This window comes from Nonomuraea sp. NPDC023979 (assembly GCF_040639085.1).
GTDB lineage: Bacteria > Actinomycetota > Actinomycetes > Streptosporangiales > Streptosporangiaceae > Nonomuraea > Nonomuraea ceibae.
On record NZ_JBEZZG010000018.1, the window covers coordinates 104,724 to 127,873 of the forward strand.

Genomic DNA, 23,150 nt, shown 5'->3' on the forward strand with positions numbered 1-23,150 from the left:
GAGCCCCTCTTCGCCCGGACCGCCTTGCCGCGTTGCGGGCACATTAGGCCCGCCCGCGCGCACGTACACGGGCATGATCTGCCAAAACTGCGCGGCTGACCAGAGATCAGGCTTCCCGGCGCGGCCGGGCCAGGTGAAGCAGGTGGTAGCCGGCCAGCAGCACGATCGTGCCCAGCGCGATGCCGCTCAGCGCGAACGTGTCGGTGACCGGGAAGGCGACCGGGCCGATCGCGCAGATGATGCCCGCCCCGGTGGGCAGCAGGTTGACCGGCTCGGCCAGGTCGACCTTGTTCTCCATCCAGATCCGCGCGCCGAGCAGCCCGATCATTCCGTACAGGATGGTCGTGACGCCGCCGAGCACCCCGTCGGGGGTGGCGGCGATGAGCGCGCCGAACTTGGGGCACAGCCCGAACAGGATCGCGATCACGGCGGCGATGTAGTAGGCGGCCGTGGAGTAGACGCGGGTGGCGGCCATGACGCCGATGTTCTCGGCGTAGGTGGTGGTGGCCGGGCCGCCCACCGACGTGGCGACCACCGTGCCGACGCCGTCGGCCAGCACCGCCCGGCCCATGTAGGCGTCGACGTCGGTCCTCGTCATCTCGCCGACGGCCTTGACGTGGCCGACGTTCTCGGCGATGAGCGCGATCACCACGGGCAGCACCAGCACGACGGCCGACACCTCGAACGCGGGACCGTGCAGCTCCGGCAGCCCGAACCAGTCGGCCTCGGCGACCTTCGACAGGTCCACCCGGTAGCGCTCGGTCGTCGCACCGCTCGCGTCGGGCGTGGCGATCTTCCCGCCGACCAGGTCCCACACGTACGACAGCGCGAACCCGAACACCAGGCCCAGCAGCACGCCGATCCGGCCGACGAAGCCGCGGAACAGGCCGACGAACACCAGCGTCGCCACCATCGTCAGCAGCGCCACCCACGGATCGCGCGGCCAGTAGTTGTCGGCCGCCACGTACGCCATGCCGAACCCGATGAGCATCACCACGCCGCCGGTCACCACCGGCGGGAACACCCGGTGGATGATCCGCACCCCCAGCAGGTGGATCGCCAGCCCGGCCGCCGCCAGCACGACGCCCACCACCAGCAGCGCGCCCGTCACGGTGGCGCTGTCGCCGCCGCCCGCCCGGATCGCCACCACCGCGCCGACGAACGACGCGCTCGACCCGACGTAGCTCGGCACCTTGCCCTGCACGACCAGCAGGAAGATGATCGTCGCGACGCCCGACATCATCACGGCCAGGTTCGCGTCCAGGCCCATGAGCAGCGGGAACACGAACGTCGCGCCGAACATGGCGATGACGTGCTGCGCCCCGATCCCGGCCGTCCTGGGCCACGACAGCCGCTCGTCCGGCTTGACCACCTCGCCCGGCGTCAGCCTCTTGCCGTCGCCGTGCAGTTTCCACCCGAGCGCCATCCGCGTGCCCGTCCTCTCCGTAGTTCCGGAGAGCACAATAGGGGGTGACCTGCGATGTCAGTTCACGTGGATCTCGAAACCGTCGCCGCTGACCACCTGGCCGGAGCGGATCTTGCACGTCTTCCTGAGCTCCACCTCGCCGTCGACCAGCACCAGGCCCTCGGCGATCAGATGCTTGGCCATGCCGCCCGTCTCGGTGACGCCGCAGTATTTCAGCAGGTCGCACAGCGGGATGAAGTCGTCGCGCAGCTCGAATTCCAGGTCCACGGAGAGCAAGCCTAGATGCCGCGCATGCGCAGCACGTGCAGGGCCAGCGTCAGGTTGAGGCGCAGGTGGGGGTCGTCGGTGAAGTTGCCCAGCAGGCGCTCCAGCTTGCCGATGCGGTAGCGCAGCGTGTTGTAGTGGAAGTGCAGCCGCCGGGCGGTCTCGGCCACGTTGAGGTTCGTCTCCAGCAGGACCTGGAGGGTGCGGCGCAGGTCGGCGTTCTCGGCGTCGGTGTCGGACGACAGCGGGCCGAGCGTCTCCTTCACGAACGCGTGCAGCTCGTCGGTGTCGCTGACCAGCGACAGCAGCCGGTAGACGCCGAGCTGGTCGAAGTGCGCGACCGCGCCGGGGCCGTGCAGCTGGCGGCCGACGCGCGCCGCCTTGAGCGCCTGCGTGTACGCCTCGGGCAGCGTCGCCACCCCCGGGCTCGGGCGGGAGGTGCCGGTGGAGAACGTCGCCGGCGGCACGTCGGCGAACCCGGCGGCGGCGTCCCTGGCGAGCCTGGACGCGTCCACCTCCGCACCCACCACGGCCACCACCTCGTGCGAGAAGCCCGCGACCGCGCCGCCCGGGTCGTGGCGGCGCAGCGCGGCCGTCCAGCAGGTGACCAGGCGGTCCTGGGCGGTGCGCTCGTCGCTGTCGGGGTCGAGCTCGGCCACCAGCACCGTGACGGGCCGCTCCAGGTCCCAGCCGAACGCCCGCGCCCGCGCCGCCACCCGCTCGGCCGTGCCGGCCCGGCCGGTGAGCACGTCGCGCAGGAAGTCGGCCCGGTACTTCGACTCGACGGCGTGGACGGCCTCCTGGCGGGTGACGGCCAGCGCCGCGACCGTCGCGGCCCGTTCCAGGATGCCGACGTCGCTGTCGCGGATCGCCCCGGCGGGGCTGTAGGCGACGATCCGGCCGTGGTGGTGCCCGCCCGCCGTCACCGGCACCGACGCCATCACCCGCCCGCGCGGCCCCGCCCCCGGCTGACCCGGCTGCCCCTGGCCGGCCGAGGCCGGGAGTCCGTCGTGGGCGGCCGACTCGCGCAGCGCCGCCACGTGCTCCCGCGGGCCGGCCGCCGCCAGCACCCGGCCGCGCCCGTCGACCGCCGCCACCGCCACGTCCAGCAGGGCCGCCACCTCGGCGGTCACCTCGTCCAGCCCGCCGCCCGCCAGCACCACCTGCACCAGCGCCCGGTGCGCCTCCTCCGCCCGCACCAGCACCGCCGCCTGCCGGTTGAGGATGTCGGTCAGCACCTGGTTGAGGATGTCGTCGAAGCCGACGTCGTTCGGCAGCAGGATCAGCGGGAAGCCCAGCCGCTCCGCCTGCTCGGCCATCTCCGCGGGCAGCTCGTCCACGTAGCGGCCCAGCTTGATCCCCAGCGCCGCCAGCCCGCGCTCGTCCAGGTCGGCGACCAGGCGGCCGAGCGACTGCGGCGTGTTGCGCAGCGGGTAGCCCGTCGTCAGCAGCAGCTCGTGCGGCTTGACCCAGGCCAGGATGTCGGGCACCTCCATGACGTTGAGGCGCTGCACGATGCGGCCCAGCCCGCGCTCCCCCGCGATCAGCCGGGCGCCCGCGAGCGTCGACACGCCCAGCACCTCCCCGACGGACACACCGTGAATGATCGTTCCGGTGCTGGCGAGACGGACCGGGGGCTCCATGGGGTGATTGTGACCCGAGAAACGTCTGGCAGGAAGAGCCAACCTTCCCGCTGACTGTTGGCAAATTTCTCCGTACGGAGGGTTGCCCGGCGCGTTCTACGGTCAGGTCCAAGGCCGATAGGGAGGTCCGGTGACGGTCGGCACTCACGCGGGGCGCGCACGCGTCCACGTCACGGGCGCCGCCAGCGCGGCCGTGCGGCCCGTCCTGGAGGCGCCCCGGCGGCCCGCCCGGGTGCTGGCCGCCTTCGCCGCCGGGATCTACCTGGAGGTCAGGACCGACCTGGAGCCGTCGGTGATCGCGGTCATCACGGGCGGGGCGTCCCGGCTGCCCAACTCCGTCCTCCTCTCCGCTCCCCTGCCGCACGTCACCGTGGGCGACGACGCCCACGTCGGCGACGGGTCCGTCGAGCTCGGCCGGCTCAGCCTGCGCGCCCGCCGCTGGTGGGACCCCGCCCCGCCCCTCGGCCCCGTCGACCCGGCCCGCCTCGCCGCCGTGACGCTGCCGCCTCCGCCTGCGGGGCCCGCGCTCGCCGGGCACCCTGCCGTCGATCTGCTGGCCGTGAGCTGCGCGTCCGGGCGGCTGGTCGGCGCGGTCACCGCCGCCGAGCAGCTCGTCGGCCTCGGGCCGGGGCTCACCCCGAGCGGCGACGACGTGCTGGCCGGGCTGCTGGTGACGCTGCGCCATCTCGGCGCCGCGACCGGCGCCGGGCAGGCGGTCAAGCTCGCCGGCTGGCTCGCCGCCGCCGTCACCTACGACGCCCGCACCCGCACCACGCCGATCTCCGCGACGCTCCTGCACTGCGCGGCGCGCGGCCAGGCCGGGCCCGAGGTCGTCGCCGTCCTGCGCGCCCTCGCCGGACGCCAGGCGCTCGAACCGGCCCTGCGCCGCCTCCACGCCCTCGGCCACACCTCCGGCGCCGACCTCGCCCAGGGCATCGCCATCGGCCTCGACGCCGTCCTCTCCCTGGGCGGCCGCCGATGACCCGTCCCCTGGGCGCGCGCCCTTCCACGCGGGACCGGCGTCCCGTCCCCGGGCGCCGCGCCGGAGGGGCGTCCCGCCCGCTCGGGGGGCCGCCGTCCCCTGGGTCTCCGTACGGGGTTCCCGGTCCTGGGGGTCGGCATGGGTGATGCGGTGTTCGTGCGCCGGGGCGTCTACCACGACTCGGTGACGCTCATGCGAGCCGGTGCGGGCCTGCCGGGGGCCGAGGTGGCGGTGGTGGCGATGGCCACGCAGCTGAACCTCGGCCTGGCCCGCGACCTGGGCTTCGACGTGCCCGCGGCGGACCCGGGCGACCTGCTGGTGGCCTTGCGGGGCGACGACGTGGCCGGGGCCGCCGAGGAGCTGGACCGGCGGCTCACCGAGCGGGCCCCGCCGGGCCGGGAGTCGGAGCAGCCGCCGCGCACCACCCGGTCGGCCGCCAGGTCGCCTGCCGACCTGGTGCTGGTGTCGGTGCCGGGCGAGCACGCGTTCGCCGAGGCGCTGGACGCCGTGGAGGCCGGGCTGCCGGTGATGATCTTCAGTGACGGGGTGCCCGTCGAGCAGGAGCGGCTGCTCAAGGAGCGGGCGGACGAGCGCGGGGTCCTGGTCATGGGCCCCGACTGCGGCACCGCCGTGATCGGCGGGGTCGGGCTGGGCTTCGCGAACGTGCTGCGGCCCGGCCCGGTGGGCGTGGTCGCCGCGTCGGGCACCGGGGCGCAGCAGGTGACGTGCCTGCTCGACCTGGCCGGGGTGGGGGTCAGCCATGTGCTGGGGGTCGGCGGGCGGGACCTGTCGGCGGAGATCGGCGGCCGGTCCACCGTGCGGGCGCTGCGCATGCTGGACGACGACCCGGCGACCGAGCTGATCGTGCTGATCTCCAAGCCGCCGTCGCCCGAGGTGGCGGCGGCCGTACGGGAGGTGGCGGGGGCGCTGCGCACGCCGGTCGTGACGGCCGTGCTCGGCGGGGACGCGGACCTGACGTCGGCGGCCGAGGAGGCCCTGCGGGCGCTGGGCGTGCCGGTGCCCGACTGGCCGTCGTGGACGGCCCCTGGCGACGTCGCGGCGTCCGGCGGGGACGGGACCGGTAGCGGGGCCGGGGGCGGGCGGGCGCTGGTCGGCGTGTACGCCGGGGGCACGTTGTGCGCGGAGGCGGCGGCGGTCGCGGGCCGGGGGGAGTTCACCGACTACGGGGACGACGTTTACACGCGGGCGCGTGCGCATCCGATGATCGACCCGACGCTGCGGCTGGAGGCGTTGCGGAAGGTGCCGCCGGACGCGGTGGTGCTGATGGACGTGGTGCTAGGGCACGGGGCCGACCCCGACCCGGCAGCCGCACTGGCCCCGGCGATCGCGGCGTCCCCGGCCACGGTCGTGGTCGCGCTGGTCGGCACCGAGGGTGACCCCCAGGGGCTCCGGCGGCAGGCCGAGACCCTCCGGGCCGCCGGGGCCGCCGTCTTCGCCTCCAACGCCCGCGCCGCCCGCTTCGCCGCCACCACCGCCAGCCGCCCCCCATCCCCTGCCCCCGATTCCGGTCCCGGAGCTCCCGGGGTCGCCGCTCCGGCCCTCGGAGCGCCCGGGGCCGCTCGCCTCGACCCCGGTCCCGGTACTCCCGGGGCCGCCGCTCACGGCTCTGGGTCCGGTCCTGGCTCCGGGTCCGCGCCTGGAGGGGTTTGGCCGGGGTCGGTTACGGAGGTGTCGTGATGGTGCTGGACGGGCCGCCGATGGTGATCACCGTGGGGGCCGAACCGCTGGCGGAGGCGTTGCGGGAGCAGGCCGCCGACACCGTGACCGTGGCGTGGCGGCCGCCGATGGCGGGGACGGCCGAGGCGCTGGGGCGGGTGCTGGCGGATCCGCGCAGGCGGGCGGCCAACGAGCTGGCGGTGCGCCGGATGACCGGTGCCCGCCCGTACCTGGCGGGGGTGCGGCGGGCGTCGGAGCTGCTGCGGCTGCCCAGGGGCATGTTCCTGCACGCGGGCCCGCCGATCACGTGGCGGCGGGCGTCGGGGCCGCTGCGCGGGGCGCTGATCGGCGCGATGCTGCTGGAGCGGTACGCGCCGGACGAGCGGGCCGCCGAGCAGGCGCTGGCCTCGGGTGACGTCCTGCTGGAGCCGTGTCACGGGCACGGCGCGGTGGGGCCGATGGCGGGGGTGGTCAGCCCGTCGATGTGGCTGTTCGAGGTGCGGGACGACGAGCACGGCGGCGTCGCGTACTGCTCGCTCAACGAGGGCCTGGGCAAGGTGCTGCGGTACGGCGCGTACGGGCCTGAGGTGCTGGAGCGGCTGCGCTGGATGGACACGGTGCTGGGCCCGGTGCTGTCGGCGGCGGTGGAGCTGGCGGGCCCGATCGACCTGCGGGCGATGATCGCACAGGCGTTGCAGATGGGCGACGAGCTGCACAACCGCAACCGGGCGGCCACCTCGCTGCTGCTGCGGGAGCTGGCTCCGGCGGTGGTCGACGCGGCTCCGGCGAACGCGTCGGACGTGCTGCGGTTCATCGCGGGCAACGACCATTTCTTCCTGAACGCGGCGATGGCGGCGGCCAAGGTGAGCACCGACGCGGCGCGGGACGTGCCGGGCTCGTCGCTGGTGGTGGCGATGGCGCGCAACGGCACGGACTTCGGCGTGCAGGTGTCGGGGCTGGGGTCGCGCTGGTTCACCGGCCCGGCGGGGGTGCCGGACGGGCTGTTCCTGGGCGCGTACGGGCCGGGCGACGCGAACCCGGACATCGGCGATTCCACGATCACGGAGACGTCGGGCCTGGGCGGGTTCGCGATGGCGGCGGCCCCGGCGATCGTGCGGTTCGTGGGCGGGGAGGTGGCGGACGCGGTGGCGGCGACCCGGTCCATGTACGAGATCACGCTGGCGGAGCATCCGGCCTACCAGATCCCGGCGCTGGGCTTCCGGGGGACGCCGGTGGGGATCGACGTGGCGCTGGTCGCCAGGACCGGGCTGCTGCCCGTGGTCAACACGGGCATCGCCGGGCGTGTCGCGGGCACCGGGCAGGTGGGGGCGGGGCTGGTGAGCCCGCCCGCCGAGGCGTTCACCAGCGCGCTCGCGGCCCTTGCAGGCTGACGTATCGGCAGGTCAGGGCTTCTGTAAGGAAGGTTTGGCTTCACACCCGGAATGGCCTGCCTATATCGTGGCGAATCTCATTAATCTGGAACGTATGCCGCGACGCAGGTAACAGATGGGGGCGTGACATGGCAGCCGACCGCGTACTCAGCGGCCCCGGCGCCGAGGGCGGCGCCTCACAGAGCCAGGGCCGCCTGATCGGCCGCCGTTACCGCCTGATGTCGCCGGTGGGCCGGGGCGGCATGGGCATGGTGTGGCACGCCCACGACGTCCTGCTCGCCCGGGACGTGGCGGTCAAGGAGCTCATCCTGCCGTTCGGCCTGGACCACGCCGGCAAGCAGGTGGCGCACCGGCGGATGCTGCGCGAGGCGCGCTCGGCGGCCCGGCTCACGCACCCGGGCATCATCACCGTGCACGACGTCGTCGAGGAGGACGGCCGCCCGTGGATCGTCATGGAGCTGGTCCGCGCCTGGTCGCTGGAGCAGGCGGTGCGGCAGGGCGGCCCGCTCCCGGTGGTCCAGGCGGCCGAGATCGGCATCCGGGTGCTCGACGCGCTGCGGCACGCGCACTCGGCCGGGATCCTGCACCGTGACATCAAGCCGGGCAACGTGCTGCTCACCGCCGACCGGGTGGTGCTGACGGACTTCGGCATCGCCGCGATCGAGGGCGACGTGACGATCACGCAGACCGGCCTGCTCATGGGCTCGCCCGCCTACATCCCGCCGGAGCGGCTGTCGGGCCAGCCGCTGACCCAGGCGGCCGACCTGTGGTCGTTCGGGGCGACGCTGTACGCGGCGGTCGAGGGGCGGCCGCCGTACGAGGGGCCGGACGCGATCGCGGTGCTCGGCACGGTCCTCACGCAGGAGCCGAACCCGCCGCAGCGGGCGGGCGCGCTGCGGCCGGTCATCGACGGGCTGCTGCGCAAGAACCCGGCCGAGCGGCTGACCTCCGACCAGGTGGTGGAGCAGCTGGAGCGGGTGCTGCGCGCGCACGGCTCGGCGCGTCCGCGCGTGCCGGACGTGCCGCCGCCCCCGCCGCTGCCGCCCGACCCGGACTTCGGCGCGGGCGAGCCGCCGTCAATGCCGCCGTCCGGGCCGCCGTCGGAGCCGCCGTCCGGGCCGCTGCCGTCGCGGATCGTGGAGACCCCGTCGGGTCCGGTACGGGTCCCGTACGATCCGCTCGGCAGCTCGTCCGGCGGGTACGCGGTGGCGGGCCCGGCCGGCGGGCACCCGACCGACCAGCTCAGGCAGCCGCCGGTGGCGGACGGCTTCGACGCGTTCGGCAGCCGCTCAGGACCGCACCGCGTCCCCGAAGACTCGTCGGGCTCGTACCCGCTGCCCGACCCCTCGTCCGGTTCGTACCCGCTGCCCGACCCTGCGTCGGGCTCGCACCGCATCCCCGACATGTCCGGCCTGCACGACACGTCCGGGCCGCAGCGGATGCCGGAGGAGACGCCCGGGCCGCAGGAGACGCCGTTCGTGGCGCGCGGCCTGCTCGACGGCCCGTCGAACCCGCCGCTGGGCGGCTACCCGAACGTGGACGACGACGAGCCGTCCGCACCGCCGATCCTGCCGCTGACCAGCGACAGCCGGACCGCCGGCAGGTCCGCGCCGTGGCCGCTGGCCTCCCCCGACGACCTGCGCGATCAGTCCAGGGACCTGTCGCGCGAGATGCCGCACAGCCGCCTGGCCACGCTGCCGGGCGTGGCGCACCGCCAGACCAGGAGCAGGCGCAGGCCGGACGACTCGGGCAACGCCTGGGTGCGCGGCGGCAGGCCGACGCCGCTGCTGCTCCTCACGGCCGTGGCCGCCGTGGTCGCCGTCGTGGCGGCGCTGGTGCTGCTCTCCACCGGCGGCACAACGGAGCCGGCGGCGAGCGCGTCCCCGACGGCGAGCGCCGCCGACGCCGCCCCCTCTCCGGTCCCCGACGGCTACCGGGAGCACACGCCGCCCGGGTTCACGGTGGCGCTGCCGGACAGCTGGAAGCTGACGTCATCGGGCGACGAGGCCACGTTCACCGGCCCGAAGGACTCGGGCCTGACGATCGAGGTGGAGCAGGCGACGCCGCAGGCCGACGGCGGCCTGTCGGAGCTGACCCGGCGCGAGGCCGACGGCGGCGTCGACGCCTACATCCAGGTCCAGCTCCAGGCGGTGAAGTACCGCGGCTGGAAGGCGGCCGACTGGGAGTACACCTACACCACCGGCAACGGCGTCCCCATGCACGCCCTGACCAGGCACGTCACGATCGACGAGCGGACCGCGTACACGATCGCGTTCACGATGCCCGAGCTGCGGTGGGACGACGAGGCGGACACCCGCAAGGTCTTCCTGGACACCTTCCGCGAGACCACCTGATCGCCCCCTGTTACGGTCGCGGCATGGAGCTGGCGAACATCTACTTCTATCCGGTCAAGTCCACCACCGGTCATGAGCTGCGCAGTGCCGAGGTGGAGCCGTGGGGGCTGGCCGGTGACCGGCGCTACCTGGTCGTGGACGAGGCCGGCAAGCCGCTGACGGCGCGCGAGTTCCCGGTGATGCTGTCGTGCGTGGCGCGGCCGGACGGCGGCACGATCACGCTGACGGCCCCGGGCGCCGCCCCGTTGCGGGTCACGCCCACGGCGGCGCGGGTCATGGTGAGCGTGTGGGGGCCGCCGGTGGAGGTGACCGACTGCGGCGACGACGCGGCGGCCTGGCTGACGGCGCTGATCGGCCGGCCGGCGCGGCTGGCCTGGCTGGACGACCCGACCCGGCGTCCGGTGGACCCCGCCTACGGCCGCGCGGACGACCGGGTGAGCCTGGCCGACGCCTACCCGCTGCTGCTGACCACGACGGCGTCGCTGGAACAGCTCAACACCTGGGTGGCGGCCACGGCCGCCGAGCTGGGCGAGCCGGTGCCGCGGCCGCTGTCGATGCGCCGGTTCCGGCCGAGCGTGGTGGTCTCCGGGTCCGAGCCGTTCGCCGAGGACGCGTGGAAGCGGGTCCGGATCGGCGAGGTGGAGTTCAGGGGCGTCAAGCTGTGCGACCGGTGCGTGCTGACGACGGTCGACCCCGACACGTGGACCAAGGGCAAGGAGCCGATCCGCACGCTGGCCCGGCACCGCCGGTGGGACGGCAAAACCTGGTTCGGGCTCAACCTCATCCCCGACGGCACGGGCACGATCCGCCAGGGCGACCGGGTGACGGTGCTCTGAGCGCATCGGGACGGCCGACTGTCCTGTTTGGGGCCATCTCTGGGGTTATGCGAGACTTCACGGGTGACCAGCGCCCCCCCGAATGCTGAAATTTCGTCCCCTGGCCGGATCCGTGGCATCCAGCGCCGCGTCCTCGTCGTGCTGTCGGCGGCGCAGATCGTGGGCGGGGTGGGCGTCGCCGTCGGGCTGGCCCTCAGCTCGGTGGTCGTCGACGACCTGTCCGGCTCGACGGTGATCAGCGGCTTCGCCGGGACCGCCACCGTGCTCGGCGCGGCGCTGCTGGCCCTGCCCACCGCCAAGGCCGCGGGCCGCAGCGGACGCCGGGCCGGGCTGGCGCTGGCCTACCTGGCGGCACTGCTCGGTTGCGTGATCTCGGTGGCGGCCATCAGCATCGGCAACTGGCCGCTGCTGCTGGCCGGCCTGGTGCTGGTGGGCGGCGGCAGCGCCGGGAACCTGGCGGCCCGCTACTCGGCCACGGACCTGTCGCCGCCCGGCCACGCGGCCAGGCATCTGTCGCTGGTCGTCTGGGCGGCCACGTTCGGCTCGGTGGCGGGCCCGAACCTGGCCGAGCCCGCCGACCGGATCGGCATGGAGAGCCTGGGGCTGGTGGAGAAGGCCGGGCCGTTCGCGTTCGCGGCGCTGGCGTTCGCGGTCGCGCTGGTGATCATCCTGGCGGGCCTGCGCCCCGACCCGCTCAGGCTGGCCCGCGAGCTCGACGGCACGCAGCCGACGGGCCAGGGCGGCAAGCGGACCGTCCGCACCGCCTGGCGCACGCTGCGCACGACGCCGATGGCCCGCAACGCGCTGGTGATGATCGCGGTCAGCCACACGGCGATGGTCTCGATCATGTCGATGACGCCGGTGAAGCTACACCACGACGGCTCGTCCCTGGACGTGATCGGCATCGTGATCAGCCTGCACATCGCCGGCATGTACATGATGTCGCCGGTGGTCGGCTGGCTGGCCGACAAGGCGGGCCGGGTGCCGGTGCTGATGCTCGGCATGGGGCTGCTGCTGGCCTCGGCGGCGCTGGCGGGCACGGCCGGGCACCGGGTGTGGCAGGTGACGCTGGCGCTGTTCCTGCTCGGGCTGGGCTGGTCGTGCGGGCTGGTGGCGGGGTCGGCGCTGGTCAGCGAGTCGGTCGCGCTGGAGGCCCGGCCCGCCGTGCAGGGCCTGTCGGACCTGCTCATGAACGTGTGCGGCGCCACCGGCACGATCATCGCCGGGGCGATCGTGGGCGGCCTGTCATACGGGGTGCTCGGGCTCGTGGTCGGGGTGATGGTGACCGCGGCCGGGCTCTGGCTGGTGGTCGTCCGGCGGCGCGCCGAAGACGCGGCGCCCGCCTAGGACCTGTCTCGAAGTGTTGATCAACGGCGTGTCGTAGCCAGATACGCAGGGAGGCCTCCGGTAAAGGGTTCAACGACCAAGAAGAACCTCATACCCCGGAGACCTCGTGGCCACCTTGGCGGTGACGCGGCGATTCGACCTTACCGATGCACAGTGGGCGCGGCTGGAACCGCTGCTGCCGGTGCCCAAAAGACCAGGTCGGCCATCGCGGTGGAGCAAGCGCCAGCTGATCGACGGCATCCGCTGGCGGGTACGAGTGGGCGCGCCGTGGCGGGACGTACCCGAGTGTTACGGCTCCTGGCAGGCGGTCTACAGCCTCTTCCGCCGGCGGCAACGTACCGGTGTCTGGCAGCAGATCCTGACCCGGCTGCAGTCCCTGGCTGACGACAGAGGTCTGATCGGCTGGCAGGTCTGGGTGGACTCCACCGTCTGCCGAGCCCATCAGCACGCGGCCGGTGCAGCCCGATACGGCGAGCGCCAGAACGAACCTCCCGGCGGACTGCGATCGGAACCCGCCGATCACGCACTCGGACGCTCCCGGGGCGGCCTGTCGACCAAACTGCACCTGGCCTGCGAGCAGGGCCAGCGCCTGCTCGCCCTGGTGATGACGGCCGGGCAGCGCGGCGACGCGCCCCAGTTCCCTGCGGTCCTGGCCGCCATCAAGGCGCCCCGGCTCGGGCCCGGCCGCCCACGCACCCGACCCGAGATCGTCCGCACCGACAAGGCGTACTCCTCCCGCGCCATCCGGCAGCACTTGCGCACTCGCAAGATCCGATGCACCATCCCCGAACCCGCCGACCGCATCGTCGCCCGCCAACGGCGCGGCAGCCACGGTGGCCGCCCACCGTCCTTCGACACGGCCGACTACCGCGCCCGCTCAGCTGTCGAGTGCGGCATCAACCGGCTCAAACGCCATCGCGGCATCGCCACCCGGTACGACAAACTCGCCGTCCGCCATGAAGCCACCGTCCACATCGCCGCAATCCACGGCTGGCTCACGATCCTTGGAGACAGGCCCTAGGAGCTGAAGGAGCCGACGTTGGCCACGTGGGCGCCGTAGCCGGGCCTGATGGTGGAGAAGGGCTCCTGGGGAATGAGGCACAGCGGGTCCGCGTAGATGCGGATGTCCCCGTCGGTCTGGTTGTTGACCTGGTGGGCGCCGATGGGCAGCTTGTGGCAGCCGGAGGGGTCGGTGAAGACGGCCAGCGGCTGGAACTCGTGGCTGAAGACCACGACTTGGCCGGTGGCGGCTTGGGCGGGTACTGCGGTTGCCAGTGCGATGGCGGCGGCGGTGGCGGCGATCGCGATCTGTGGCAGGCGCTTCATGGGGGTTCCTTCCTGTGTTTGGTTGATCGTTCACCAGCATGCCACAGATGACTACATAGAGTTACAGTTACGTGACCGAGAGCTACCAAGTCATGGGTTTGAGTCGCAGCCCCGTGACAGGAGACTCCCGACTCCGGACCACGCCCGGCACCCCGCAACGCTACGCGGGAGCCACCTCCAAGTAGGAGCCGGGCAGGACCGTCACCGACCCGGTGGTGGAACGCACCTAATGTCGTCCACGATGACGACGTGACCGGCCGCGTGCCCCGCCCCCTCCGCCATCCCCACCTGCGCGTACAACTCCGCGGTCCCGGCCGGCCGTCGCTGCGTCGGCCAGCCGTCTCCGCGTTGTGGTCAGATGATCCTGCCGTCAAGGCGTGGCGTTCAACGCTGAAGTGCGTTCGCCCGAGTGATCCGCCGACAGCGCAAGGCGATCGGGCGGCGAAGAAGCTCGCGTCGTAGGCGGAGGCGTCCGCGCCGGCCGCTGGAGGTGTCACACCGAGCGTGCTGAGGAAGCGGCCCTGCGCCGGATCGGCCCGGCTCCGCGCCATCGTGCGGCGGCGTGCCGCCCGCCACGCCACGATGTCCACCTCGTGTCCGGCTGCGGTGATGATCTCCACGGACGGGCAGAAGCCGGCGCCGCGCCCGGTGGAATCCCGGGCGGGTACATCAGGATGCACTCGCCACTCGCCACCGATCCGCTGGTGGTGGCGGCTGACGAGCTCTCCCGCGCGACGTCTGCCCAGGCGGCGTCGAGGACCGGTGCGGCTACGGCCTCCCACAGCGAGGCGAGGATGCCGAACATGTCCTGCTGGGCCTGCTGCCGCACGCGGACCAAGCCCGGCATGATCGCGGCGAGCCGAGCTTCCCTCAGGGCCTCGACGCGTTCGTCCACCGCCTGCTGGGTGGGCAGGGGCAGGTCCACGGCGATCAGCGGCGCGTCCTGGCCGTCGGCGACGATCAGCGCGCTGCCATGTCCGGGGTGCGCCACGACGCAGGCGATCGGCCCCTCGGCCGCCTGCCGCCGCAGCCGGGCGTCGGTGGCGGAAGGAGGAAGTCCTGGAGCCCGCGCTGCCGGCGGATGCGGGCCATCAGGTCGTCCCGCTGCCGGTCGAGCTGGGCGCGCAACTCGCTCAGAGCCTCGTGGCCTGCTCCCACGGGCGCGGGCCGGGGATCCCGGGCGGCGGGTGGGGGCACCGGGTCCGGATCCCGCTCCGCGCGCTCGATGGCCTGGATCAGGTCGTCCAGCTCCTGTGCCAGGCCCGGAGCGCGGGATCGCGGTGAAGACGGTGACACGGGCCGGATCGATGTCCCCCGTCCCGGCGTGCTCCACGCCCCTCGCGGGACCGCCAAGACCACCTCCGGCACCTTCTCATCGCCGCGGCGATGTCCCTCACCAGGCTTGACGCATCGCTTATAGGAACGCCGCTGGCACCGGCGAACCTGTCAGTGCAGCGGAGCGTACGGCTCCCAAAGGCCCAAGCGCCGCCACGGCCGCGAAGGCCATGGGCTGCATGACCACGATGCCTAAAGAACGGTCAGGTGGCCGTACCCGGACAGGGTCGCGGCCAGGTCGCCGGGCTTGCCGCGCAGTGCCGCGTCGAGGAAGGCGGCGGTGGCCGCCGCGGTGATGCGCAGCCCGGCGGTCCGGCCGAGGGAGCCGACGAGCGCGGGCAACGGCGGTAAGAAGAGCGGAGCGTCGGTGAAGGTGAGGTGCGCCGAACCGGGGACGGTGAGCCGGTAGCTTGTCGCCGTGCTGAGCTGGAGTATCTGCGTTAGGCGGGGGAGGTAGCCTGGCTCCTCGCCCGGCTTCACGTCGTGGGTGAGCGCGAGCACGGGCTGGTCGAACGGTTGCGGCGTGGGGTCTCGTGGGAACCCGTCCATGTCGATGACGGCTGCGAACCGGGGGTCCTGGCGGGCGGCTTGCAGGGCGGCGGCGCCTCCGAGGGAGTGGCCGGTCGCCGCGGCCCGGCGGATGTCGAGCCGCCCGGTCAGGAGGCCCGGTATCTCCCCGTGGTCCAGGCGGCCGAGCTGGGTGAGGACGAAGCTGAGGTCGGCGGCCCTGACCGCTGTCCACCCGGCCGCGCGCCTGTTGTCCTCCGTCTGGTCGCCGGTGGCCGCGACCCTGGTGCGGATTGTACGGCCGTCGGTGAGGGTGACGACCGCTGAGTCGTAGGGGTGGTCGAGGGCGGCCACGACGTAGCCGCGGCTGGCCAGTTCCTCGGCCCAGGCGGTGCTCTGGGTGCGGACGCCGCCGAGCCCGGGCGAGAACAGCACCACGGGGAACCGGCCGCCCCCGGCGGCCACCGGGGCATTGGGCGCCGAGCGCGTGTGGGCGCGTGCCGCCTCGTCGAGAATGAAGCCTGGAAGGCCGAGGTAGCCGGCCTGGCCTTGGGCGACGAGCTGCGCCTCCTGCGGCGTACGGCCCAGGTACCATGCCCGCCGGGCAGCAGGATCGTGCTGCGCGGGATACCAGAGCTGGACGACGACCGTTCGCTGGTCCTCGGTTCGGGACGTGGCGGTTTCCGTTCGATCGGGGTCGGTCCACTGCACGACGGTGGTGCCGACGGCATGTGCGCCCGACGGCTCGGGGAAGAGGGGCCGGGGGAGCGCCCACGCCGCCACCGCGCCGGCGAGAATCAGAGCCAGGCACGCCGCCGTCCCCGGCAGGGCCAGCCACCACCGGGCCCGCCGTACGGGCCGCCCGGCACGCCGCCTCAGCACGGAGAAGGCGGCGAACGTCAGCGCGGTGCCCCCGCCCGCGAGGACGGGTACGAGCTGCCAGCGGATCCCGAGCACGGCCAGCACGATCGCGGCCGCCGCGAACGCCGCCGCGCCGGCCCACGCCGAGGCCCGGCGCGCGCCGGGCGGCAGCCAGCGGGCCAGCACCAGCACGACGGCGGCCGCCAAGGCCGAGAGCTCCGCAAAGGACAGGCCGAAGAACACGGTCATGTTGATCATCGTTTCGGAGCGATCCCAGCCGGGCAACGGCCGCAATGCGGAGAGCCGTGCGCGACCTCGGTATGACCCTCGCGACCGCTCTGCGACCAGGGTCGCAGAGCCCGGTAGCCCTGGCGTCCGGAATGCAAGCAACCCGGTCTCCCCGGGGGAAAGACGCCGCCGCCCCCTCCTAGATTCACTTCCGGCAATCGAAACGACGAAAGCCTCCGCCGGGCCCTCCACCGTCCCGCCGGAGCGCGTCGTAGGCGACGGATGTGAGGCGCTGCCGCGCGGACTGGAGCGGATCGACGTTGATGGCACGACCTGAGGAGCGGCGTACATGAGCGGGGAGTTCGCGGGGCGGCGGGCGTTCGTGACCGGGGGCACCTCGGGGATCGAGATCGTCCTCGACGACGCGCAGCTACTCGCACGGGCCGCGTCGGCCGCGGGAGCGAGCTGCCGGCTCGACATCCATGACGGTATGCCCATGCCTTCCACGCGACCGCGTTCCCCGTCGCGGCAACCCTGCTGACCTGCGTGATCAGGCCGGAGACGCCATCGTGCGTTCGAGGTGGCCGGACACTGATCGGCCGTCCCAGTCGCCTCCTGCGAGGGTGACATAGCCGTCAGGGCGGATCAGCACGAGGCCGTCGCCGTCGACCCCGTAGAGGTCGTGGGCCTGTCCCTCTGGGTCGAGGAGCACGCGTTCGCCGTCGCCGTGAGGGAGGCCCGGGCGGACGATGCGATACGTGTGCACATCGGCGCGTCCCACCCGGGGGGCGGGCTTGGGGCCGAAGACGAGCAGCGTGAAGTGCTTGCCGCGGAACAGGTCGAACAGCCTCACCCGCTCGCCGGTCGCGGGCTCGGCGCAGTGGGCGTCCGGGGCGCGATCGCCGGCGCGGATGCCGATCGCCTCGTCCAGGTCACGTGCCAGGCTGCCGCCCCGGTAGGTGATGCTCAGCTGGCTGACGTCGCTGAACGGGTCCTGGCCCTGGAACGCGCCAACGATGCGCTCCGACACGCGTCCGGCGTCGCCGCCGGCCCAGAACCTGCCCCGGGCGGTGGTCGAGGCCAGGACGTGCGCGGCGATCGGCAGACGCTCCTCCTCGTAGGTGTCGAGCAGCGGTTCGGGAGCTCCGCGCAGGACGTGCGCGAGCTTCCAGCCGAGGTTGTAGGCGTCCTGAACGCCGGTGTTCATGCCCTGGCCGCCGGCGGGTGTGTGCACGTGGGCAGCGTCTCCCGCCAGGAAGACGCGGCCCTCCCGATACCGGTCCACCATGCGGATGTTGACCTGGTACACCGAGAGGTAGACCGCGTCGCGGAAGCGCACGCCGGGCAGCCCGACCCGCTGCGCGAAGATGTCGGCGAAGGTCTCCAGCGAGACCGAGGACGGCTCCTGGCCGTCCGGCGGCAGCGGCGCGGTGAAGAACCAGGTCCCGCTGCGGGGCATCGGGGCCAGGGTCAGCATGCCGCCCGGGCCGGTGGCCCACATGTGCGCGACCGAGTCGTCCAGTCCGTCGACGCTGAGATTGCCGAACAGCATCCGCTGCCGCTCCAACGTCTCCCCGAGGAAGTCGATCCCGGCCTGCTTGCGTACGGTGCTGCCGCCTCCGTCGCATCCGACGAGGTAGCGCGACCGGATGTGATGGCGCTGCCCGTCGAACCGGACCGATGCCGTGACGTGGTCGCGATCCTGTGCGAGCCCGACCAGTTCGCCGCCGAGCTCCACCCGGGCGCCGAGCGACGCCAGCAGCTCGCGCAGGGCCGCTTCGGTGAACTGCTGCCCCACCATGAGGCTGCCCGGGTAGGGCGCGCCGGGCACCGCGGGCGCGTCGTACATCACCGCCTCGCGCACCACGGCGCCCTGCGCGTCGTAGAAGCGGGTGGGGCGAGGCGGCTCGGCCCGTTCGATCAGGCGGCCGAGCACGCCGATGTCCTCGAACACCTCCTGTGTACGGGCCCGGACGCCGCGGGCCCGCGTTCCGGCCGGGTAGGTGTCGGCACGATCGATGATCCGCACACGCACGTCGCGACGGGCAAGTTCGCAGGCCAGCGTGAGTCCTACCGGCCCCGCGCCGACGATGACGACATCCATCATTTCCGAAGTGTCCATGGACAGGCTCTCCCTTCATGGCGGCGCTGAAGTGACCGCTTGCCCATTCATAGTGGGCAAGCGCCCACTCGTCAACCGCGTCACCACCCGGCCCGGCCGCAGAAGAGCGTCGCTCTGGGGCCGGCCGTGGACGTGGCAGAACAACCGCTCGGCCGAGCAGGCGGCGTCCGAACACAGCTACGGCGACACATCTACCGCCAGGACGATGCGCCCGTCCGGCCAGGCGGCAACAGCCCGGCCAGCACCTCGCGCAGCCGGTTCACGTCCAGACGGCCGTGGTTGAGCCCGCCATACAAGGCGCCGTGCCCACGCCGGTACTCCGGCGACAAGGTCAGATCGACCGGTGAGCACACCGGCCTCGGCGCACAACAGCGCGTCGATCAGCTCGAGCAATGCATCGGCCCGCGCCTGGTGGTGGTGTCAGGAACCTTCGAACCCGTGCTGATCGATCTCCAGGCATGGAGGGTGACGTCACGTCGGAGCTGATGGGACCTAACTACCCAGTACGCTCGACCGACACGAAGCACGCCGCGCAGCCGGGCCTTGACCTCATGGAGATTCGCATGACCCCTGAGATGCTGGACAAGCTCGGCCGGTTCCGTGAAAGAGCCTTGGCGAAGGGCATCCCTCTGGACGATGTCGAACGGTGGACGGGCACCGCGCGACCGTGCGCGACACTGAGATCGGTGGGAGGTGACGGGCCGGTGGTGGGCCGGCTCGGCGGTGCCCTGTTGCTCCCCGCCGATGTCCCCGATCCTTGGTGCAAACTCGCCGCCACCGTCGATCTCGCCGCGCTGCCTGAGGAGGCGACAGACCTTCCGCTGCCGCCCGACGGCCACCTGCTGCTGTTCGCCTGCCCCGACCCTGACATGATGGGCGAGGAGACGCTGGGCAGTGCGCTCTACGTCCCTGCCGGTACGCCCGTCGAGGAACGCCAGGTGCACATCCGCTGGGATCCGGTCTACGAGTACCACGGCGTGGCGGAGTACCCGTCGGGTCAGCTGCGCTTGAGCAGCGACATCTCCCTTCCCTGCCACTCGGAGGTCCACGACCCAGGGTCTGCTCACGCTCGCAAGCGGATCCCGGGGCATCCCTGTGCCGCCGAACTGGTTGACGTCTGGCTGGAGGCGAACGACGTCTTCCATCCGGGGCTTCAGCTGGGTGGATACGCCAGGGACGAGTACCACGACGAGGACCCCGCCGTAAAGGCGGGACGGGAGGCAACGCAGGCGAAGGCGCCAGGCGAGCTGCCGCAATCCGAGACGGGCATAGGCCCCGAGGACTGGGTGTGCCTCGCCCAGTGGTGGCATTACATCCGCGGCATGGAATGGGCCGAATATTCTTGGTCGATCGCTCGGCAGGACCTGGAGGCGGGACGCTTCGATCGGGTGTACGCCACCATGACATGGAGTCCGTGACTGAACCGCTCCGGGGACGCGCTGGCCGGCGGCCCCGTTCCCGAAGCGGACGCCACAGCGCTGATCATGCGTGATCTCGCGCCGACCCTGCACGACCTGGCCGAGGACGGCCACGTCCCGCGCCGCGACACGCTGCGCCTGCTCGGCCGACTCCTGACCGAAGTCCATCGGCTGCCGTGCCCGCCACCCGGTGAGGGGGGCCTGCTCCAGCCAGTGGACCTGATGGGGGTCGCAGCGGCGGGTCTGTGCTCGGGCGAGTCAGGCACGTGTCGATGCCATCTGAGGGCACGGCCCTGCGTTGACGCGGCTAGCGTAGAGGTGAGGGAGTGGGGGCGCGCTGTCTCCAGGAACGATCAGGAGCGGTCGGTGGAGGGTGCCTGAATCGCGACGACCAGGGCCCAGCCGCGGGCGGCGTGCTCAGGATCGCTGAGCCGGATCGGCGTGACCGTGATGTAGCACTCCGGCGCTGTCAGGGTCCCGGGTGACGAACTCAATCCCGGCAGCAGGAAGAGTGACGCCGGGTACCCCATCGCTGGGTCGCCGCTGAGGTCGTCGAACAGACCTTCGCTCTGCTGCTCGTCTTCCGACGCCTGCGCAACCGCGGGAAGGGCCGCGCTGACTACACGAGGCCTTCCTCAAGGGGTGTTCACGAACACGGCTGGCCTGGGGTGCAAGAGGGTTTGAGAAGATCGCTTCCCAAGCAGAAAATGATCGTTTCCCGCGTACACAACCCGGGCGCTGACCTGTCCTGTCTCGTTGAGGGTGAGGCAGCCTCAATGAACTGAGGCATCCAGCCGTTCGTCTCACGCATCCGAGACATGATCACGAAAGTGTGCGGATCGACCCGCAGGATGAGAATGTACGGATGCACACAACCCCGTGGATGATCCTCATTGGTCCGGCCGCGGCAGGCAAGAGCACCCTGGGCAACGGACTGGCCTTAGCAACAGGAAGAAGCTTTGTCGACGTGGACGCACTCGGTGAGAGCTATTACGCCGAGGTGGGATGGAGCATGGACAAGCTGCGTACTCGAATCCAGGCCGTGGGCAGAGTCGCAGCCGAGCAGGAGTGGGAACCCGCGCGCGCTCATGCCGTGGAACGCATCGTGGCCGACTACCCAGGCGCGATCATTTCCCTGGGGGCCGGCCACAGCCACTACACGCAGTCCGAGTTGTTCCAGCGCGTTCTCGCCGCGCTTCGCCCTGTCGGCCATGTGGTGCTTGTGCTGCCCTCCCCTGACCATGAACGATCCGTTCAGGTTCTGCGCCGGCGCAGCCTCGCTTCGAAGGGCACCGACTGGATCAGCGGAGACGGGCACGACTTCCTCTTCCAGTGGGTGCACGATCCGGGAAACCGCGTTCTTGCGACGACAGTCCTCTACACCGAGGGAGAAGAGCCTGCGGAGAGCATCAGCCGCCTCCTGACCATGTGTGAGTGATCTCAGCTCAGTTCCATCGATTTGCCTCAGGATCAGCGAGACAGCCAACTGCGGAGTTGTCTCATTGATCATGAGGCACCGCAGGTAAGAGAGACGTCATGCCTCAACCCGAATGAGACGGGACATGACCGTTCAGGGGTCAGTGGGTCGCGCGCGCTCGCAAGATCCGGTGCACCATTCCCGAGCCGGCCGACCGCATCGCCGCCCGACAGCGGCGCGGCAGCCGCGGTGGGCGTCCTCCGTCCTTCGATGCGGCCGACTGCCGCGCCCGCTCAGCTGTCGAGTGCGGCATCAATCGGCTCAAACGCCATCGCGGCATCGCCACCCGGTACGACAAACTCGCCGTCCGTTACGAAGCCGCCGTCCACATCGCTGCCATCAACGACTGGCTCACGATCCTTTGAGACACGGCCTAGGACCGGCTACTTCGCGTCGGCGTAGCAGCTCACCGCGACGGTCTCCATCGGGAAGCGGACCGGGGTCGGCCCGAACAGCAGCCTGCTCGCCTCCGCCGCGGCGGCCGACACCGCGGCCATGACCTCGCCGGCCCGGTCGAGCGGGCAGTGCACGATGACCTCGTCGTGCTGGAAGAACACCAGCCTGGCCGGGTCGGGCAGCATCCCGCGCAGCACCGCCATGAGGGCCAGCGCCCACTCGGCGGCCGTGGCCTGCACGACGAAGTTGCGGGTGAAGCGGCCCCGGTCGCGGGCCGCCCGGCCGCCCTCGGGCCCGGACACCAGCTCCCGCCAGCGACCGGACGGCGGCGGGCTGGTGCGCCCGAGCCAGGACCGCACCACCCGCCCGTCCTCGCCCGCCTTGGCCGCGTCCTCGACGAACTGGTAGGCCCGGGGGAAGCGCTGGCGCATCACAGCCAGCAGCTTGGCGGCGTCGCCGCTGGTGCCGCCGTACATGGCCGACAGCATCGCGATCTTGGCGTGGTCGCGCTCGCCGCCGAACGCCTGGGCGAGGGCCGCGTAGAGGTCGATCTCCCCGGCCGCCCTGGCCAGCCCGGCGTCACCCGCCATCGCGGCCAGCACCCGGGGCTCGAGCTGGGCGGCGTCGGCGACGACGAGGGTCCAGCCGTCGTCGGCCATCACCACGCGCCGCATCACCTTGGGGATCTGCAGGGCGCCGCCGCCGCTGGTCGCCCAGCGGCCCGACACGACGCCGCCCACCACGTACTCGGGCCGGAAGCGCCCGCCGCGCACCCACTGGTCGGCCCACGCCCAGCCGTGGAAGCTGAACAGCCGGGCCAGCTCCTTGTAGGCCAGCAGCGGCGCGACGGCCGGGTGGTCGATCTTCTTGAGCTCCCACGAGCGGGTCGTCTTGAGCGCCACGCCCGCGCCCTTGAACGCCTTGACGAGCTGCTGCACCGAGTCGGGGTTGACCGGGTGGCCGAACGCCGCCGCCACCTCGTCGGCCAGCGCCTGCAGCCGGGCCGGGCGCATGCCGTGGACCGGGCGCGGCCCGAGCAGCTCGGTGAGCAGGGCGTCGTGCACGTCGCGCCGCCACGGCATGCCGTCGTGGCCCATCTCGGCGGCGATCAGCGCCCCGGCGGACTCGGCGGCCACCAGCAGCCGGAACCGCCCGGGGTCGGGCAGCGCCTCGATCCGGCGGAGCTGGTCGCCGAGCACCTCGGCGACCGCCTCGGCGGGCAGCGGCTCGGGCTCGAACAGGGTGCCGGGCACGCTCGGCTGGTCGTCGGGCACGGGCAGCCCGCGCAGCCTGGCGTGGGCGGCCCTGGCCGACCTGGGCTCGCCGTAGCGGCCCTCGTACGCGAGCAGCAGGCCCTCGGTGAGGGCGAGGTCGTGGCAGCGCGAGACCCGCACCCCGGCCGTGAGCAGCGGCGGGTAGGACTCGCGCGTGTCGGCCCACACCCAGCGCGGCCGCTCCCGCTCCAGCTCGCGCACGGCCCGGGCCGGCGGGCCCGGCAGGGGCGCCTCGCCGATCCGCAGGACCGTCTCTCCCGCCACCACCGCGTACACGCCCCCCAGA

General features: G+C 72.7%; 19 protein-coding genes. 10 read left to right on the top strand and 9 right to left on the bottom strand.

All coding sequences use genetic code 11. From position 1 onward, the window contains the following. Positions 1-106 precede the first annotated feature (106 nt). From AB0G11_RS28325 to AB0G11_RS28335, 3 genes are read right to left on the bottom strand one after another with little or no spacing between them, the layout of a single operon-like run. Complete coding sequence (locus AB0G11_RS28325) at positions 107-1,426, bottom strand: solute carrier family 23 protein (RefSeq protein WP_219506702.1); 1,320 nt, start codon at positions 1,424-1,426, stop codon at positions 107-109. A gap of 57 nt (positions 1,427-1,483) precedes the next feature. Continuing rightward, entirely contained in the window at positions 1,484-1,693 is a 210-nt protein-coding gene (locus AB0G11_RS28330) for an RNA-binding S4 domain-containing protein (protein WP_219506709.1), read from the bottom strand. Between the two features lie 11 nt (positions 1,694-1,704). Then, complete coding sequence (locus AB0G11_RS28335) at positions 1,705-3,333, bottom strand: PucR family transcriptional regulator ligand-binding domain-containing protein (protein WP_357589490.1); 1,629 nt, start codon at positions 3,331-3,333, stop codon at positions 1,705-1,707. 130 nt (positions 3,334-3,463) lie between these two features. Between AB0G11_RS28335 and AB0G11_RS28340 the strand changes: the two genes are divergently transcribed. From AB0G11_RS28340 to AB0G11_RS28370, 7 genes are all read left to right on the top strand, one after another. After that, positions 3,464-4,315: a DUF2877 domain-containing protein gene (locus AB0G11_RS28340; protein ID WP_219506721.1), complete on the top strand. Its 852-nt coding sequence runs from the start codon at positions 3,464-3,466 to the stop codon at positions 4,313-4,315. A gap of 138 nt (positions 4,316-4,453) precedes the next feature. Continuing rightward, positions 4,454-6,013, top strand: coding sequence for an FdrA family protein (locus AB0G11_RS28345; protein WP_357589492.1), 1,560 nt, complete (start codon positions 4,454-4,456; stop codon positions 6,011-6,013). Further along, positions 6,013-7,383 (top strand): DUF1116 domain-containing protein, encoded by a 1,371-nt coding sequence (locus AB0G11_RS28350; RefSeq protein ID WP_357589560.1) that lies wholly within the window; start codon positions 6,013-6,015, stop codon positions 7,381-7,383. The genes AB0G11_RS28345 and AB0G11_RS28350 overlap by 1 nt, the downstream gene beginning before the upstream one ends. A 128-nt stretch (positions 7,384-7,511) precedes the next feature. Beyond that, positions 7,512-9,737, top strand: a complete 2,226-nt coding sequence (locus tag AB0G11_RS28355; protein ID WP_357589494.1) for a serine/threonine-protein kinase — start codon at positions 7,512-7,514, stop codon at positions 9,735-9,737. Between the two features lie 23 nt (positions 9,738-9,760). Then, the gene (locus AB0G11_RS28360; protein ID WP_357589496.1) at positions 9,761-10,573 is read left to right on the top strand and encodes an MOSC N-terminal beta barrel domain-containing protein; all 813 of its coding nucleotides are present in this window, start codon (positions 9,761-9,763) and stop codon (positions 10,571-10,573) included. 63 nt (positions 10,574-10,636) lie between these two features. Further along, entirely contained in the window at positions 10,637-11,920 is a 1,284-nt protein-coding gene (locus AB0G11_RS28365; protein ID WP_357589498.1) for an MFS transporter, read from the top strand. Between the two features lie 106 nt (positions 11,921-12,026). After that, entirely contained in the window at positions 12,027-12,941 is a 915-nt protein-coding gene (locus tag AB0G11_RS28370; RefSeq protein WP_357589500.1) for an IS5 family transposase, read from the top strand. Here AB0G11_RS28370 and AB0G11_RS28375 read toward each other — a convergent pair. The 5 genes from AB0G11_RS28375 to AB0G11_RS28395 all read right to left on the bottom strand — a co-directional run bounded on the left by AB0G11_RS28375 (position 12,938) and on the right by AB0G11_RS28395 (position 18,299). Continuing rightward, on the bottom strand, positions 12,938-13,246 hold the full coding sequence (locus AB0G11_RS28375) for a hypothetical protein (protein ID WP_357589502.1): 309 nt from the start codon (positions 13,244-13,246) through the stop codon (positions 12,938-12,940). The genes AB0G11_RS28370 and AB0G11_RS28375 overlap by 4 nt on opposite strands. A 493-nt stretch (positions 13,247-13,739) precedes the next feature. Continuing rightward, a complete protein-coding gene (locus AB0G11_RS28380) occupies positions 13,740-14,237 on the bottom strand; it encodes a hypothetical protein (protein WP_357589504.1) in 498 nt (165 codons plus the stop codon). Beyond that, positions 14,207-14,542 (bottom strand): hypothetical protein, encoded by a 336-nt coding sequence (locus AB0G11_RS28385; RefSeq protein WP_357589506.1) that lies wholly within the window; start codon positions 14,540-14,542, stop codon positions 14,207-14,209. The genes AB0G11_RS28380 and AB0G11_RS28385 overlap by 31 nt, the downstream gene beginning before the upstream one ends. Before the next feature lie 231 nt (positions 14,543-14,773). Then, entirely contained in the window at positions 14,774-16,198 is a 1,425-nt protein-coding gene (locus AB0G11_RS28390; RefSeq protein WP_357589508.1) for a hypothetical protein, read from the bottom strand. A 529-nt stretch (positions 16,199-16,727) separates the two neighbouring features. After that, positions 16,728-18,299, bottom strand: a complete 1,572-nt coding sequence (locus AB0G11_RS28395) for an FAD-dependent monooxygenase (RefSeq protein WP_357589510.1) — start codon at positions 18,297-18,299, stop codon at positions 16,728-16,730. A 458-nt stretch (positions 18,300-18,757) separates the two neighbouring features. Between AB0G11_RS28395 and AB0G11_RS28400 the strand changes: the two genes are divergently transcribed. The 3 genes from AB0G11_RS28400 to AB0G11_RS28410 all read left to right on the top strand — a co-directional run bounded on the left by AB0G11_RS28400 (position 18,758) and on the right by AB0G11_RS28410 (position 21,559). Continuing rightward, the gene (locus AB0G11_RS28400) at positions 18,758-19,717 is read left to right on the top strand and encodes a hypothetical protein (RefSeq protein ID WP_357589512.1); all 960 of its coding nucleotides are present in this window, start codon (positions 18,758-18,760) and stop codon (positions 19,715-19,717) included. An 832-nt stretch (positions 19,718-20,549) separates the two neighbouring features. Continuing rightward, entirely contained in the window at positions 20,550-21,155 is a 606-nt protein-coding gene (locus tag AB0G11_RS28405) for a hypothetical protein (protein WP_357589514.1), read from the top strand. Positions 21,156-21,352: 197 nt separating this feature from the next. After that, a complete protein-coding gene (locus AB0G11_RS28410) occupies positions 21,353-21,559 on the top strand; it encodes a transposase (RefSeq protein ID WP_357589562.1) in 207 nt (68 codons plus the stop codon). A gap of 18 nt (positions 21,560-21,577) precedes the next feature. Here the strand turns inward: AB0G11_RS28410 and AB0G11_RS28415 are convergent, their stop codons facing one another. Beyond that, entirely contained in the window at positions 21,578-23,131 is a 1,554-nt protein-coding gene (locus tag AB0G11_RS28415) for a bifunctional 3'-5' exonuclease/DNA polymerase (RefSeq protein ID WP_357589564.1), read from the bottom strand. Positions 23,132-23,150: the final 19 nt, after the last annotated feature.